The sequence below is a fragment of the Cellulosimicrobium arenosum genome (genome assembly GCF_014837295.1).
Lineage (GTDB): Bacteria > Actinomycetota > Actinomycetes > Actinomycetales > Cellulomonadaceae > Cellulosimicrobium > Cellulosimicrobium arenosum.
The window spans coordinates 450,074-463,713 of the sequence record NZ_JACYHB010000001.1 but is presented as its reverse complement, the minus strand read 5'-3'; the positions used below and the strand labels follow the sequence as shown (position 1 = coordinate 463,713).

Annotated in this window: 14 protein-coding genes and 1 riboswitch; all 14 genes read left to right on the top strand. The window is 74.7% G+C overall.

Annotated features, from left to right (window positions below; all coding sequences use genetic code 11):
• Nucleotides 1-20 precede the first annotated feature (20 nt).
• The gene (locus IF651_RS02130) at nucleotides 21-2,255 is read left to right on the top strand and encodes a primosomal protein N' (RefSeq protein WP_191827408.1); all 2,235 of its coding nucleotides are present in this window, start codon (nucleotides 21-23) and stop codon (nucleotides 2,253-2,255) included.
• Nucleotides 2,252-2,896 (top strand): HAD-IA family hydrolase, encoded by a 645-nt coding sequence (locus IF651_RS02125; RefSeq protein ID WP_191827407.1) that lies wholly within the window; start codon nucleotides 2,252-2,254, stop codon nucleotides 2,894-2,896. Before IF651_RS02130 ends, IF651_RS02125 begins: the two co-directional genes overlap by 4 nt.
• A gap of 10 nt (nucleotides 2,897-2,906) precedes the next feature.
• Nucleotides 2,907-3,896: a methionyl-tRNA formyltransferase gene (gene fmt, locus IF651_RS02120; RefSeq protein WP_191827406.1), complete on the top strand. Its 990-nt coding sequence runs from the start codon at nucleotides 2,907-2,909 to the stop codon at nucleotides 3,894-3,896.
• Nucleotides 3,893-5,497, top strand: a complete 1,605-nt coding sequence (locus IF651_RS02115) for an RsmB/NOP family class I SAM-dependent RNA methyltransferase (RefSeq protein ID WP_191827405.1) — start codon at nucleotides 3,893-3,895, stop codon at nucleotides 5,495-5,497. Before fmt ends, IF651_RS02115 begins: the two co-directional genes overlap by 4 nt.
• Nucleotides 5,498-5,577: 80 nt before the next feature.
• Nucleotides 5,578-5,808: a helix-turn-helix transcriptional regulator gene (locus IF651_RS02110; RefSeq protein ID WP_191827404.1), complete on the top strand. Its 231-nt coding sequence runs from the start codon at nucleotides 5,578-5,580 to the stop codon at nucleotides 5,806-5,808.
• A complete protein-coding gene (locus IF651_RS02105) occupies nucleotides 5,805-7,082 on the top strand; it encodes a HipA domain-containing protein (RefSeq protein ID WP_191827403.1) in 1,278 nt (425 codons plus the stop codon). Before IF651_RS02110 ends, IF651_RS02105 begins: the two co-directional genes overlap by 4 nt.
• A gap of 85 nt (nucleotides 7,083-7,167) precedes the next feature.
• Entirely contained in the window at nucleotides 7,168-7,836 is a 669-nt protein-coding gene (gene rpe, locus IF651_RS02100; RefSeq protein ID WP_191827402.1) for a ribulose-phosphate 3-epimerase, read from the top strand.
• Nucleotides 7,837-8,039: 203 nt separating this feature from the next.
• Nucleotides 8,040-8,165, top strand: a riboswitch (FMN riboswitch).
• 117 nt (nucleotides 8,166-8,282) lie between these two features.
• On the top strand, nucleotides 8,283-9,410 hold the full coding sequence (gene ribD, locus IF651_RS02095) for a bifunctional diaminohydroxyphosphoribosylaminopyrimidine deaminase/5-amino-6-(5-phosphoribosylamino)uracil reductase RibD (RefSeq protein ID WP_241744037.1): 1,128 nt from the start codon (nucleotides 8,283-8,285) through the stop codon (nucleotides 9,408-9,410).
• 17 nt (nucleotides 9,411-9,427) lie between these two features.
• Nucleotides 9,428-10,057, top strand: coding sequence for a riboflavin synthase (locus IF651_RS02090; RefSeq protein ID WP_191827401.1), 630 nt, complete (start codon nucleotides 9,428-9,430; stop codon nucleotides 10,055-10,057).
• Nucleotides 10,054-11,358, top strand: coding sequence for a 3,4-dihydroxy-2-butanone-4-phosphate synthase (ribB, locus tag IF651_RS02085; protein ID WP_191827400.1), 1,305 nt, complete (start codon nucleotides 10,054-10,056; stop codon nucleotides 11,356-11,358). Before IF651_RS02090 ends, ribB begins: the two co-directional genes overlap by 4 nt.
• Nucleotides 11,355-11,822, top strand: a complete 468-nt coding sequence (gene ribH, locus IF651_RS02080; protein ID WP_191827399.1) for a 6,7-dimethyl-8-ribityllumazine synthase — start codon at nucleotides 11,355-11,357, stop codon at nucleotides 11,820-11,822. Before ribB ends, ribH begins: the two co-directional genes overlap by 4 nt.
• Nucleotides 11,823-11,884: 62 nt before the next feature.
• A complete protein-coding gene (locus IF651_RS02075; protein WP_191827398.1) occupies nucleotides 11,885-12,148 on the top strand; it encodes a phosphoribosyl-ATP diphosphatase in 264 nt (87 codons plus the stop codon).
• A gap of 69 nt (nucleotides 12,149-12,217) precedes the next feature.
• Nucleotides 12,218-13,066, top strand: coding sequence for an ATP phosphoribosyltransferase (gene hisG / locus IF651_RS02070; RefSeq protein WP_191827397.1), 849 nt, complete (start codon nucleotides 12,218-12,220; stop codon nucleotides 13,064-13,066).
• Nucleotides 13,067-13,124: 58 nt separating this feature from the next.
• Nucleotides 13,125-13,619 (top strand): PH domain-containing protein, encoded by a 495-nt coding sequence (locus tag IF651_RS02065; protein WP_191827396.1) that lies wholly within the window; start codon nucleotides 13,125-13,127, stop codon nucleotides 13,617-13,619.
• The last annotated feature ends 21 nt before the right edge of the window (nucleotides 13,620-13,640 follow it).

Genomic DNA, 13,640 nt, shown 5'->3' with positions numbered 1-13,640 from the left:
GCGCGTGGTTCGATGTGCGGGTGAACCAGAGCGTCGAGTCCGGTGACCCGGTCCAGCCGGTCCAGCCGGTCCAGCCGGTCCAGCCGGCACTGCCGGGCGTCGACGCCCCCGCGCCGTCGCGTCGTGCCCCGTCCACGCCCGAGGGCCCGCCGCTCGCGGATCGGCTGCCGGTCGCCCAGGTGGCACTCGTCGTCTCGCCCCCGCACCTGGACCGCACGTTCGACTACGCGGTCCCCCAGGAGATGTCCGACGCCGCGCAGCCGGGCGTGCGCGTCAAGGTGCGGTTCGCGGGCCGGGACGTCGACGGCTTCGTCCTCGACCGCGTCGAACGCTCGACCCACGAGGGGCGGCTCGTGCGCCTGCGCCGGGTCGTCTCGCCGCAGCAGGTCCTGACCCCGCACGTGGCACGCCTGGCCCGCGCGGTCGCCGACCACTACGCGGGGACCTTGTCCGACGTGCTGCGCCTCGCGGTGCCGCCACGCCACGCCCGGACCGAGCAGGCGCTGACCGACGTCCTCGCGACCGGTCCGGTCGGCCCGCCCCCGTCCGGGTCCGGCGACGTCACCGGGACGTCGCCGTGGACGGCCTACCGCGCGGGCGCCGCGTTCTGCTCCCACCTCGCCGCCGGCGGCGCGCCCCGCGCCGTGTGGACCGCGCTGCCCGGTCTCGCGCCTGCTGACGTCGTGCCCCCGGCCCTCACGGAGACTCCTTCCACGACGACGCACTGGGCCGCCGCGATCGCCGCCGCGGCGCGTGCCACCCGGCTCGGCGACCGCGGCGTGCTCGTCGTCGTACCGGACGCCCGCGACGTCGACCAGGTCGTCGACGCGCTGGCACGCGCCGGGATGCCGGCCTGGACCGCGAAGAGCGGGGGAGAGGTCGTGCGGCTCACCGCCGACGAGGGCCCCGCGGCCCGCTACCGCGCCTTCCTCGCCGTCCTGCACGGGCACGCGCGCGTGGTCGTCGGAACGCGCGCGGCGGCGTTCGCGCCCGTCGTAGACCTCGGGCTCGTCGTGTGCTGGAACGACGGCGAGGACCCCCTCGCCGAGCCGCGTGCCCCCTACCCGCACGCCCGCGAGGTGCTCGCGCTGCGCAGCGAGCACGAGGGTGCGGCGTTCCTTCTCGGATCGCACGGACGCACGGTCGCCGCACACGCCCTCGTCGCCCGACAGTGGGCGAGATCGCTCGCCGCGTCGCGTGACGTCGTACGGACCGCGGCCCCCCGGGTGCGCGCGCTGACCTCGGTCGAGCTCGCCGCCGAGGGGCCCGGTGCGGCAGCCCGGATCCCCTCGGCCGCGTGGCGCACCGCCCGCGCCGCGCTCGAGGACGGTCCCGTGCTCGTGCAGGTACCGCGCGCGGGCTACGTGCCCGTCGTGGCGTGCGTGCGCTGCCGCACCCCCGCCCGCTGCACGGCGTGCCACGGCCCGCTGAGCCTGCCCGACGCACGCTCCGCACCGCAGTGCGCGTGGTGCGGGGCGCTCGCCGGCGGTTGGTCGTGCCCTGAGTGCCACGCCGACGGGCTGCGCTCCGTACGGGTCGGCTCGGAACGCACGGCGGAAGAGCTGGGCCGCGCCTTCACCGGCGTGCCGGTGCGGGTGTCGGGCGCGAACGCCCCCGGCGGCGTCCTCGCGAGGGTCGCAGCGACGCCGACTCTCGTCGTGGCCACCCCCGGGGCCGAGCCGGTCGCCGAGGGCGGCTACACCGTGGCCCTCCTGCTCGACGCGGCGGTCTCGACCGCGCACGTCGGCCTCGACGTCGCGCAGGACGCGCTCGCACGCTGGCTCGCCGCCGCAGCGCTGGTACGATCGGCGACCTCAGGCGGGCAGGTGCTCCTCGTGGGGGACGCCGCACCCGCGCCCACCAACGCTCTCGTCCGCTGGGACCCCGCCGGGCTGGCGGACCGCGAGCTCGACGAGCGCGTCGAGCTCGCCCTCCCGCCCGCTGTGCGCGTCGCCGCCCTCACCGGAGACCGCACCGCCGTCGCCGCCGTGCTCGACCGCGTCCACCTCGCGACTCCCGAGACCGTCCTCGGCCCCGTCGAGCTCGACCCGGGAACCAGACAGCCGCGCGCGGCGACGACCGTGAGCGCCGAGCTGGTCGGCACGACCGCACCCCCCGTGCGTACCGTCGTCCGTGTAGCGCACCGCGACGGGCGCCGCCTCGCGCACGAGCTCGCCGCCTCGGTCGCCGTCCGCTCGGCACGCCGCGAGCCAGGCAGCGTGCGCGTCCAGCTCGACCCCAAGGAGATCCTGTGACCGACACCCAGCAGCCGACCGGACGCACGATCGACGCCGTGCTCTACGACTTCGGCAACGTGCTGGTGCACTGGGACCCGTACCGCGCCTACGACGGGCACGACGACCGCGCACGGGTCGAGGCGTTCTTCGCCGACGTCGACTTCCCGGCACTCAACCACGGACGGGACGCCGGCGGGACGTGGGCGCAGGCGCGCGAGCAGGTCGCCGCGTCCCATCCCCAGCATGCCGACCTCGTCGACAGGTACGTCGCCGGGTTCCCCGCCACGCTCACCGGACCGGTCGACGGCTCCGAGGACCTCGTGCGCGAGCTGCGCGAGCTCGGGCTCGGCCTGTACGGGCTGACCAACTGGTCCGCCGAGCTGTTCGAGCACGCCGCGCCCGCAGCACCGGCGACCACGCTCATGGACGACGTGCTCGTCTCGGGCCGCGAGGGGATCGCCAAGCCGGAGCCCGCGGTCTTCGAGCTCGCCCTGCGGCGGTTCGGGCTCGACCCGCACCGGACCCTGTTCACCGACGACAGCCCCACGAACATCGACGCCGCCGCCCGGACCGGCCTGCGCACCCACCTGTTCCACGACACCCCCGGGCTGCGGGCCGCGCTCGCCGACCTCGGCGTCCCGGTCCACCAGGACACCTAGACTCGAGCCCATGCGCCTGCTGTTCGCCGGGACCCCAGACACGGCGGTCCCGTCCCTCGACGCCCTCATCACCTCCCGCCACGACGTCGTCGCCGTCCTCACCCGAGCGGACGCACCCGCCGGCCGCGGCCGCAGGCTCACGCCCAGCCCCGTGCGCGTCCGCGCCGAGGAGGCGGGCATCCCCGTGCTGACGGACCGGCCGCGCGGCGACGAGTTCCACGCCCGGCTGCGCGGCCTCGACGTCGACGCCGCCCCCGTCGTCGCCTACGGCGAGATCCTGCGCCCCGACGTGCTCGACGTCCCCCGCCACGGCTGGGTGAACCTGCACTTCTCCGTCCTGCCCGCCTGGCGCGGCGCCGCACCGGTCCAGCGCGCCGTCATCGCCGGCGACGAGGTCACCGGCGCCACCACGTTCCTCATCACCGAAGGTCTCGACTCCGGACCCGTGCTCGGCACCACGACCGAGACCATCCGGGCACGCGACACGTCGGGCGACCTCCTCGGCCGCCTCGCGCTCTCCGGTGCGGACCTGCTCGTCGCCACCCTCGACGCCCTCGAGGACGGGGCCCTGCAGCCCGTCCCGCAACCCGCCGACGGTGCGAGCGTCGCACCCAAGCTCACGCCCCCCGACGCCCAGGTCCACTGGGACCACCCGGCACTCGCGGTCGACCGGCTCGTGCGCGGGTGCACTCCCGCGCCGGGGGCGTGGACCACGGTGGTCGACCCCCGGACAGGCTCCGTGGCGCGGCTCGGACTCGGCCCCCTCGTGCCACGGGCCGACGTGACCGACCTCGCTCCCGGGCAGGTTCGTGCCGGGAAGAAGGAGGTCCTCGTCGGCACGGCGACGCACGCGGTGCAGCTGGGCGACGTCGCCCCGGTCGGGAAGAAGCACATGAGTGCCGCCGACTGGGCCCGCGGAGCACGGCTCCCCGAGGACCTCGTCCTCGGCGCAGGCAGCACAGGCAGCACCGACCACACTCACGAGACGGACACCCCATGAGCACCCGCAGCGACCGACCCGACGGCTCCGACGGGCACAGCGGGCACGGCGGGCACGGCGGGCACGGCGGGCACGGCGGTGCCCAGGACCGCGGCCGCCGGCGCGACGCGCACCACGACGAGCGTCGCGACCCGCGCGGCCGTCAACGCGGCGCCGCACGGGCCCGGGGCGAGCAGGTGCGCAGCAACGTCGCGCCCTCCGAGCGTCGCAAGGGCACCGACCCCGCCCGCACCGCGGCGTTCGACGTCCTGCGCGAGGTCGAGGGCTCCGACGCCTACGCCAACCTCGTCCTGCCGCCGCTCCTGCGCGAGCGCGGCATCCGCGGCCGCGACGCCGGGTTCGCGACCGAGCTCGCGTACGGGACCCTGCGACTGCGTGGGCGGTACGACGCGATCCTCGCCCGCTGCCTCGACCGGCCGCTCGACCGCCTCGACCCGCCCGTGCTCGACGCGCTGCGCCTCGGCACCCACCAGCTCCTCGCCATGCGCGTCCCGCAGCACGCCGCAGTCTCCGAGACCGTCGGCCTCGCCCGCGCCCGCACCGGCGCAGGAAGCGCCCAGCTCGTCAACGCCGTCCTGCGCCGTGTCGCACGCACCCCGCTCGACGACTGGCTCGCCCAGGTCGGGCAGGACGCGCCGGACCCGCTCGCCGCGCTCGCCACGACGCAGTCCCACCCCGTCTGGATCGCGCGTGCCCTGCGCGACGCGCTCGCAGGCAACGGCCGCGACCCCGGCGAGCTCGAGGCGCTCCTGCGCGCCGACAACGACGCGCCCCGCGTCACCCTCGTCGCACGGCCCGGACTCGCCGACCCCGACGACCTCGCCGCCGACGACCGCGTCCACCCGGCGCGCTGGGCGCCCACCGCGCTGCTCCTCGACACCGGCGACCCCGCCGCCTACGGCGCCGTGCGCGACGGCCGCGCCGGTGTCCAGGACGAGGGCAGCCAGCTCGTCGCCCTCGCCCTCGCCGCCGCACCCCTCGACGGCCCCGACGCCCGCTGGCTCGACCTGTGCGCCGGCCCCGGTGGCAAGGCTGCGCTCCTGGGCGCGCTCGCCGCGCAGCGCGGCGCCCGGCTCGTCGCCAACGAGGTCCAGCCCCACCGCACCCGACTCGTCGAGAAGGCGCTCGCGGCAGTGCCTGCCGAGGCGGTCGAGGCCGTGCGGACGGGCGACGGTCGCGCCGTCGGGCAGGACGAGCCCGGCGTCTACGACCGCGTCCTGCTCGACGCGCCGTGCACGGGTCTCGGCGCGCTGCGCCGCCGCCCCGAGTCGCGCTGGCGGCGCACGCCTGCCGACCTCGCCACGCTCACCGGACTGCAGCGCGGGCTCCTCGCCTCGGCGCTCGACGCGGTGCGACCCGGGGGCGTGGTGGCCTACGTGACGTGCTCGCCGCACCTCGCGGAGACCCAGGTCGTCGTCGACGACGTCGTGCGTCGACGCGACGACGTCGAGCGGATCGACGCCCCCGAGGTGGTCCGGGGTGTCGTGCGGCCCGAGGCGCGCGAGGCCGTCGACCTGGGGGAGCGGGGGGACGTCCAGCTCTGGCCCCACGTCCACGGGACCGACGCGATGCACCTGACGCTCCTTCGCCGAGTGTCGTGATATCTGGACACCGGGAGCGCGTCGCGATAACCTGGCAAAGTCTGCCTGACAGAGAAAGCTGACGCCTGGGGAGTCGCCGTATGGACGATCCGCTGTGGACCCGACCGCGCAACCCGACCGATCTCGGCCGATTCGTCAGCCGGGTGCGCCGCCGCCGGGGGGTCACCCAGGCGAGCCTCGCCACGGAGCTGGGAATCACGAGGCAGTACGTGTCGGAGCTCGAGAACGGCGTGGACAACCTGTACGTCCAGCGGCTCTTCGAGATCTTCGACGAGCTCGACATCGATGTCCGCCTCGAGGAGCGCGCATGACCCCCGACCTCGACGCGTGGCTGTACGGGACCCGGGTCGCGGACCTGCGCCGGCTGCCCGATCGCGCGACGCCCCACGTCGAGCTCCGCTGGGCCTCCGCCGCGCTCGCCCGGTGGGGGGTCGGGACCCGCGTCCTGTCCCACCTGCTCCCGACCACGGCACCCGCCGACCTGCCGCCGCACCCCGCGAAGGTCGCGGCCTGGCTCGACGGCCTGCTGCCCGAGGGGCGCACGCGCGAGCAGATGGCGCTGGACGCGGGCATCGATCCCGACGACTCGGTCGCGTTCCTCGCGCGGTACGGCACGGACACGGCGGGCGCGCTCGTGCTCGTCCCGCACGGACAGGACCCGAGCGCGCCGGACGCCCTCGCGCCGGAACGGCTCGACGACGCCGGTGTGGCGCGGCTGCTGCGCGCGGCCGTCGCTCGCTCGGGCGGTCGCGGGCGCAGCGCGCACCTGACGAGCTCGTTGCCGGGCATGGAGCCCAAGATCACCCTCGCCAGGGACGAGCGCGGCTGGACGCGGCCTCGCGGGACGGCGCCCACGACCCACATCCTCAAGGTCGCCCGGCCCTCCGACTCGCCCACCGCCGACCTCGTCAACACCGAGGCGGCCAGCCTGGACCTGGCCCGACGCGTCGGCCTCACCACGGTCGACGCCTTCGTCACCGAGCTCGACGGCGAGCGCTGCATCGTCGTCTCCCGCTACGACCGGGTCACGGGCCCGGGGGGCATCCGAAGGATCCACCAGGAGGACGCGGCCCAGGCGCTCGGCATCAACACACGCGACCCGGAACGCAAGTTCCAGCACGGTCGGGCACTGCCCTCCCTCGCCCGCATCGCGCGCGTCCTGCGCGACGACGGCACGCGGCCCGACCCGCTGCTCGCTCTGACGACGTTCAACCTCGCGATCGGCAACACCGACGCGCACGCGAAGAACGTCTCGTTGCTGCGGCGCGACGACGGGACGGTCCGGCTCGCCCCGGCCTACGACGTGTCCATGCACCTGCACCACGCGCACGCCTCGCGGGTCTTCGCCATGGACGTCGCCGGCGAACGCGACATGGACGAGATCTCCGGCGAGCACCTCGTGACCGAGGGGACCTCCTGGGGCGTGCCCCGGCGCCGGGCGTCCCGGGTCGTCGCGCGTACCCTCGACGATCTCGCGACGGCGCTCGGCGAGATCGACCGGTACGCGCACCCCGGCGTCGGGCGTCAGGCGTGGCGCACCGTCACGGAGCGCACCGCCGCCCTGCGCTCCGGCGTCGACCGGTAGGGGCGCCCGCGACGCGGGGAGATCGGCAGGTTCACGGCGCGAACGGTCATCCCGGGAGCGGAGCGGGGCCTCTAGGCTGAGTCTCATGGCCGCCCTCATCGCCCCGAGCATCCTGTCCGCCGACTTCGCCAACCTCGAGCGCGACCTGAACGCGATCTCGAGCGCCGACTACGCGCACGTCGACGTCATGGACAACCACTTCGTGCCCAACCTCACGTTGGGCCTGCCGGTGTTCGAGCGCCTCGCCCAGGTGTCGCCGATCCCGATCGACGCCCACCTCATGATCGACGAGCCGGACCGGTGGGCGCCCGCGTACGCCGAGGCCGGCGCGGCGTCGGTCACGTTCCACGCCGAGGCGGCGGCCGCGCCGGTCCGCCTTGCGCGCGAGCTGCGTCGGCTGGGCGCGCGTGCTGGAGTGGCGCTGCGGCCTGCGACCCCGGTCGAGCCCTACCTGGACCTGCTCTCCGAGATCGACATGATCCTCGTCATGACGGTCGAGCCCGGATTCGGGGGCCAGTCCTTCATCGACGGCACCCTGCCCAAGATCCGGCGTGCCCGTGCGGCGGTGAGCGAGGCGGACCTCGACGTCTGGATCCAGGTCGACGGGGGAGTGTCCCGCGCCACGATCGAGCGCGCGGCCGATGCGGGCGCGAACGTCTTCGTCGCCGGTTCCGCCGTGTACGGGGCACAGGACGTCCCGGCGGAGATCGAGACCCTGCGCGACCTGGCGAGCGCGGCCTCGCACGCACACTGACACGGTCTGACAAGGCCTGACACGGCCGGGATGGTCGCCCCACGTGATGCCCGCACAATAATAGTGTGCCAAGCGCACACTCTCCAGGTGACCACCGAAGAACCAGCCCAGACGGCACGCCCCACAGCAGCTCGACGGTTCCGGCGAGAGGGGAGCAGGCTCGGTCCCGGGACTGTGGCATCCTGAGATCTAGCAGTACGCATTCACGTGCTCCGGGGTCGGTGCAATTCCGAGCCGGCGGTGACAGTCCGCGACCCGCGCCGACGCGCGGTTGACCTGGTGGAACTCCGGGACCGACGGTGAAAGTCCGGATGGGAGGTAGTACGTGGCGGCGTCGTCCCGCGCTGGCTGAGACCAGGGTGGGGTCGGCGTCGTGGTGTCGTGACGCTCCCTCACGGGACGCCGCCCGCCCTCACCCCGGAGCCGTGCTCACGGGACGGAGGACGATGGGCGACCGGCACGGCGGGCGCGACGAGGAGTCGTGGACCCACCTGACGATCGACGGCGCGATGTCGCGCGCGCTCGAGCTGGCGGCTCTGGGTCCCGTGCGCGGTCCCAACCCGCAGGTGGGCTGCGTCCTGCTCGCCCCATCGTCGGGCGACGGCGTCGGGAGGGGTGCGGGCACAGGGCGGGCCGACGACCCGCGTCCTCGCCGAGTGCTGGGAGCGGGCTACCACCGTGGTGCCGGGACGCCCCACGCGGAGGCCGCGGCCCTGGCCGACGCGAGGAGGCGCGGCGCGAACGTGCGGGGCGCGACCGCCGTCGTGACGCTCGAGCCCTGCAACCACACGGGACGGACCCCGCCGTGCGCGGTGGCGTTGTACGACGCGGGCGTCGCCGAGGTGCTGCACGCCGTGGCCGACCCGAACCCCGCCGCCACCGGGGGAGCGGCATGGTTGCGCGGGCACGGCGTCCGGGTCGAGGGCGGGCTGCGAGCGCCCGAGGGCGAGTCCTTGCTCCGCGTGTGGCTGACGGCGCTCCGGCGCGGGACCCCGTTCGTGACGCTCAAGACGGCGTCGAGCCTCGACGGGTACGTCGCTGCGGCGGACGGGTCGAGCCGGTGGATCACGGGTGCCGAGGCGCGGGCCCACGCGCACGGGATCCGCGCGCAGGTGGACGCGATCGTGGTGGGGACCGGCACGGTCGTGGCGGACGATCCCGCCCTCACGGCGCGCGAGCGGGGCGTGGACGGCGTGGTGCGGCTCGCGGAGCACCAGCCGCTGCGCGTGGCCGTAGGACGTCGTGACGTCCCTCCTACGGCCAGGCTGCGCGGGCCAGGTGGTGAGCTCGTGCAGGTGCGGTCCCACGATGTCGGTGAGGTCCTCGCGGCGCTGGCGGGTCGCGAGGTGCGGCACGTGCTCGTCGAGGGCGGCCCGGTGCTGTCGACGGCGTTCCTGGCCGCGGACGCGGTGGACGAGCTGCACGCGTACGTGGCGCCGGTGCTGCTGGGGTCGGGGCGGCGCGTCGTCGGCGACCTGGGAGTACGGACGGTCGCTGCTGCGCGGCGGTTCCGGACCGTGGAGGTGCTGCGCGTCGGTGACGACGCGCTGACGGTGTCGAGGTGGGTTCGATGAAGGGTAGGGAAGTCTGAATGTTCACGGGGATCGTCGAGGAGATGGGCACGGTGCGCGAGATCGCGTTCCCGGGAGGTGCGGACGTGGACGCGGTGCTGACCGTCGAGGGTCCGCTGGCGTCGTCGGACGCGGCGCTCGGCGACTCGATCGCGGTCAACGGGGTGTGCCTGACCGTGGTGGGTCTGTCCGGGGACGGGACGTTCGCGGCGGACGTCATGCCGGAGTCGTTGCGGCGCACGGCGTTGGCCGACCTGGCACCGGGTGCGCGGGTCAACCTGGAGCGTGCGGTGCGGGCGGACGCACGGCTCGGAGGCCACGTCGTGCAGGGACACGTCGACGGGGTCGGTGAGCTCGTGAGCCGGTCGCCGGGTGCGCGGTGGGACGACCTGGTGTTCTCGGCGCCACCCGGGCTGACGCGCTACGTCGCGGAGAAGGGCTCGATCGCGGTGAGCGGTGTGTCGCTCACGGTGACGCACGTGGACGACGAGGGGTTCGGCGTCTCCCTCATCCCGACGACGCTCGGAGCGACGATCCTCGGTGCGCTGGTCCCGGGAGACCGGGTGAACCTCGAGGTCGACGTCCTGGCGAAGTACGTCGAGCGTCTGCTGTCCGCGGGTGCGGCAGGAGATGCAGGAGCGGTGTCGTGACGGGCGTGCGGACAGGATCGGTCGAGGACGCCCTGGCGGCGATCCGTGCGGGCCGGCCGGTGCTGGTCGCGGACTCGCCGGACCGCGAGGACGAGGCGGACGTGGTGTTCGCGGCGCGCGAGGTGTCGGCGGAGTGGGTGGCCTGGACGATCCGGCACTCCTCCGGGTACCTGTGCGCGCCGATGCCCGCGGACCGTGCGGACGCGCTCGAGCTGCCGCTGATGGTTCCGCACAGCCAGGACCCTCGTCGCACCGCGTACACGGTGACGGTCGACGCCGCGACGGGCGTCACGACGGGGATCTCCGCCCAGGACCGGGCCCGGACGCTGCGGGTGCTGGCGGACCCGGCGTCGGGCCCCGTGGACCTGATCAGGCCGGGTCACGTGCTGCCGCTGCGTGCCGTGCCGGGCGGCGTCCTGCACCGGGCGGGTCATACCGAGGCGGCGGTCGACCTGGTCCGCCTCGCGGGGGCCGGCGAGGTCGGGGGGATCGCCGAGCTGGTGCACGACGACGGCACGATGATGCGTCTCGAGGACGCCGCAGACCTGGCCGAGCGGGACGGCCTCGTGCTCCTGACGATCGCGGACCTGGTCGCGTGGCGGCGTCTGCACGACCCCGTGGCCGCGAGCGCCGACGCGTCGGTGCCCGAGCCGGGTGGCCGGCCGCTCGCACGCCGGGTGCACCGGACGGGGGAGGCGGACCTGCCGACGGAGCACGGTCGGTTCCGGGTGATCGGGTACCGGGACCTGCGCACGGGTGCGGAGCACGTGGCGCTGGTGGCGGCTGCGACGGGTGCGCGTGCGGATGCTCCGGTGGTGCGGGTGCACTCGGAGTGCTTGACGGGGGATGCGTTCGGGTCGTCGCGGTGCGACTGCGGTCCGCAGCTGCGGGCGTCGATGGCGCGGGTCGCGGCGGAGGGCGGAGCGGTGGTGTACCTGCGGGGGCACGAGGGTCGGGGGATCGGTCTGCTGGGGAAGATCGGTGCGTACGAGCTGCAGGACGCGGGCCTGGACACGGTGCAGGCGAACATCGAGCTGGGGTGGCCGGCGGATCGTCGGGAGTACGGTGCGGCGGCGGCGATCCTGGTCGAGCTGGGGCTGCCTCGGGTGACCCTGCTGACGAACAACCCGGCGAAGGTGACGGGTCTCGTGGCGCACGGGGTGGAGGTCGCCGCGACGGAGCGGCTGGAGGTGGGCCACGGTGCGCACAACCATGCGTACCTGGTGACGAAGAAGGTGGCGATGGGTCATCTTCTGGAGACGGTCGAGGCCCCGGTGGTCTCGGGTGAGGAGGAGCGATGAGCGGGCACGGTGCGCCGGAGATCCGGGTGGATGGTTCGGGGCTGCGCGTGACGGTGGTGGCGGCGAGCTGGCACACCGAGGTGATGGACGGGCTGCTGGCGGGTGCGCGGCGGGCGTTGGCGGCCGCGCACGTGGCGCACGTGAGCGAGGTGCGGGTGCCGGGTTCGTTCGAGCTGCCGGTGGCGGCGGTCCGGGCGGCGGAGGCGGGCGCGGACGCCGTGGTGGCCCTCGGTGTGGTGATCCGGGGTGGGACGCCGCACTTCGAGTACGTGTGCTCGGCGGCGACGACGGGTCTGACGGACGTGAGCGTGCGCACGGGGGTCCCGGTGGGGTTCGGGGTGCTGACGTGCGACGACGAGCAGCAGGCGTTGGACCGTGCGGGGCTGGCGGGTTCGCGCGAGGACAAGGGCGCCGAGGCCGCCGAGGCGGCGGTGGCGACGGTGGTGGCGCTGCGGTCGTTGTGAGCTCGTGCCCGGTGGGCGGACCCCGGTCCGTTCTGCGGGCACGGCCGGATACCCTGGCTCGTGTGAAGACGTTCGAGTCCCTGTTCGCCGAGCTCTCGGAGAAGGCCACGACGCGACCCGCCGGTTCCGGCACGGTCGCGGAGCTGGACGCCGGGGTGCATGCGATCGGGAAGAAGGTCGTCGAGGAGGCCGCCGAGGTGTGGATGGCGGCCGAGTACGAGGGCGACGTGAAGACCGCGGAGGAGATCTCCCAGCTGCTCTACCACCTGCAGGTGCTCATGCTCGCGAAGGGCCTGAGCCTGCACGACGTGTACGAGCATCTGTGAGCGGCTCGCCCGCTCGTCCCTGCGTGCCCGTCGTCGTCGTGCTCCTACCGTCCTGATCGAGGTCCTGTCATGCTGCGTATCGCCGTCCCCAACAAGGGGTCCTTGTCCGAGCCCGCCGCCGAGATGCTGCGCGAGGCGGGGTACCGCCAGCGTCGGGACACGCGCGAGCTGGTGCTCGCGGACCCCGACAACGACGTCGAGTTCTTCTTCCTGCGGCCGCGCGACGTCGCGGTGTACGTCGGGGCGGGCACCGTCGACGCCGGGATCACCGGTCGCGACCTGCTGCTCGACTCCGGTGCTGCCGCGGACGAGCACCTCGCGCTGGGCTTCGCCGGCTCGACGTTCCGTTTCGCGGCGCCCGCCGGCACCATCACGACGATCGACGGCATCGCCGGGCGCCGCGTCGCCTCGTCGTACAACCTGCTGGTGCAGCGCTACCTCGCCGACCAGGGTGTCGAGCCGGCGGCGATCGTCCACCTGGACGGAGCCGTCGAGAGCTCGGTGCGGCTCGGGGTCGCCGACCTCATCGCCGACGTCGTCGAGACCGGCACGACCCTGCGCGCCGCGGGGCTGGAGGTCTTCGGCGAGCCGATCCTGCGCTCCGAGGCCGTGCTCATCACGCGCCGAGGCGCCGAGGACGCGGCGGGCCTCGAGGTCCTGACGCGCCGGCTCCAGGGTGTCCTCACCGCCCGCCAGTACGTGCTGATGGACTACGACGTGCCCGTCTCCCTGGTCGAGACGGCCGTCGCGCTCACGCCGGGCCTGGAGTCGCCGACGGTCTCGCCGTTGCACGACCGCGAGTGGGCCGCCGTGCGTGCCATGGTTCCGCGCAAGCAGACCAACCAGGTCATGGACGCGCTCTACGATGCCGGGGCGCGTGCGATCCTCGTCACGTCGATCCACGCCTGCCGCCTCTAGCGTCGCAGCGCACGAACCCGGCCGGTGCGCCAGGCAGGGCGTGTGAGACGGTGACGTCATGAGCAGCACCAGCGCTTCGGGGCCCGCGGCGCGCGGCGACCGTCACGACGACCTGTCCCGGGTGTTCCGCCCGCGGTTCGGTGCGGGCGCGGCGTGGGGCACGGGCGCGGTCGTCGTCGGGGGCTGCGTCGTGGTGTGGTTCACCGCCACCGGACCGCTGGGCTCGGACTGGGTGAACAGGCTCTCGCTCGTCGTCTTCGCGCTGTTCACGGTGTGGCTGCTGTGGCGTCTGGGCGGTGTGCACGCCGTGCCGTCGCCCACCGGCCTGCGGGTGCGCAACGTCATCTACACGCGGGAGCTCGACTGGGCGGAGATCGTGTCCGTCCGGTTCGGCAGCGGCGACGCCTGGGTCCGTCTCGACCTCGCCGACGGGTCGACCCTCGCGGTCATGGGCGTCCAGCGTGCCGACGGGCCGCGGGGGGAGGCCGAGGCACAACGCCTGGCAGCCCTCGTCCAGGTGTACGGCGAGGCACCGGAGGAGCACCGGCCCTAGGACGGGCGAAGGCCCCGTCCG

Coding starts and splice junctions, on each gene's coding strand:
- fmt (WP_191827406.1), top strand. CDS start 2,907: ATGCGCCTGCTGTTCGCCGGGACCCCAGACACGGCGGTCCCGTCCCTC.
- IF651_RS02115 (WP_191827405.1), top strand. CDS start 3,893: ATGAGCACCCGCAGCGACCGACCCGACGGCTCCGACGGGCACAGCGGG.
- IF651_RS02110 (WP_191827404.1), top strand. CDS start 5,578: ATGGACGATCCGCTGTGGACCCGACCGCGCAACCCGACCGATCTCGGC.
- IF651_RS02105 (WP_191827403.1), top strand. CDS start 5,805: ATGACCCCCGACCTCGACGCGTGGCTGTACGGGACCCGGGTCGCGGAC.
- rpe (WP_191827402.1), top strand. CDS start 7,168: ATGGCCGCCCTCATCGCCCCGAGCATCCTGTCCGCCGACTTCGCCAAC.
- ribD (WP_241744037.1), top strand. CDS start 8,283: ATGGGCGACCGGCACGGCGGGCGCGACGAGGAGTCGTGGACCCACCTG.
- IF651_RS02090 (WP_191827401.1), top strand. CDS start 9,428: ATGTTCACGGGGATCGTCGAGGAGATGGGCACGGTGCGCGAGATCGCG.
- ribH (WP_191827399.1), top strand. CDS start 11,355: ATGAGCGGGCACGGTGCGCCGGAGATCCGGGTGGATGGTTCGGGGCTG.
- hisG (WP_191827397.1), top strand. CDS start 12,218: ATGCTGCGTATCGCCGTCCCCAACAAGGGGTCCTTGTCCGAGCCCGCC.
- IF651_RS02065 (WP_191827396.1), top strand. CDS start 13,125: ATGAGCAGCACCAGCGCTTCGGGGCCCGCGGCGCGCGGCGACCGTCAC.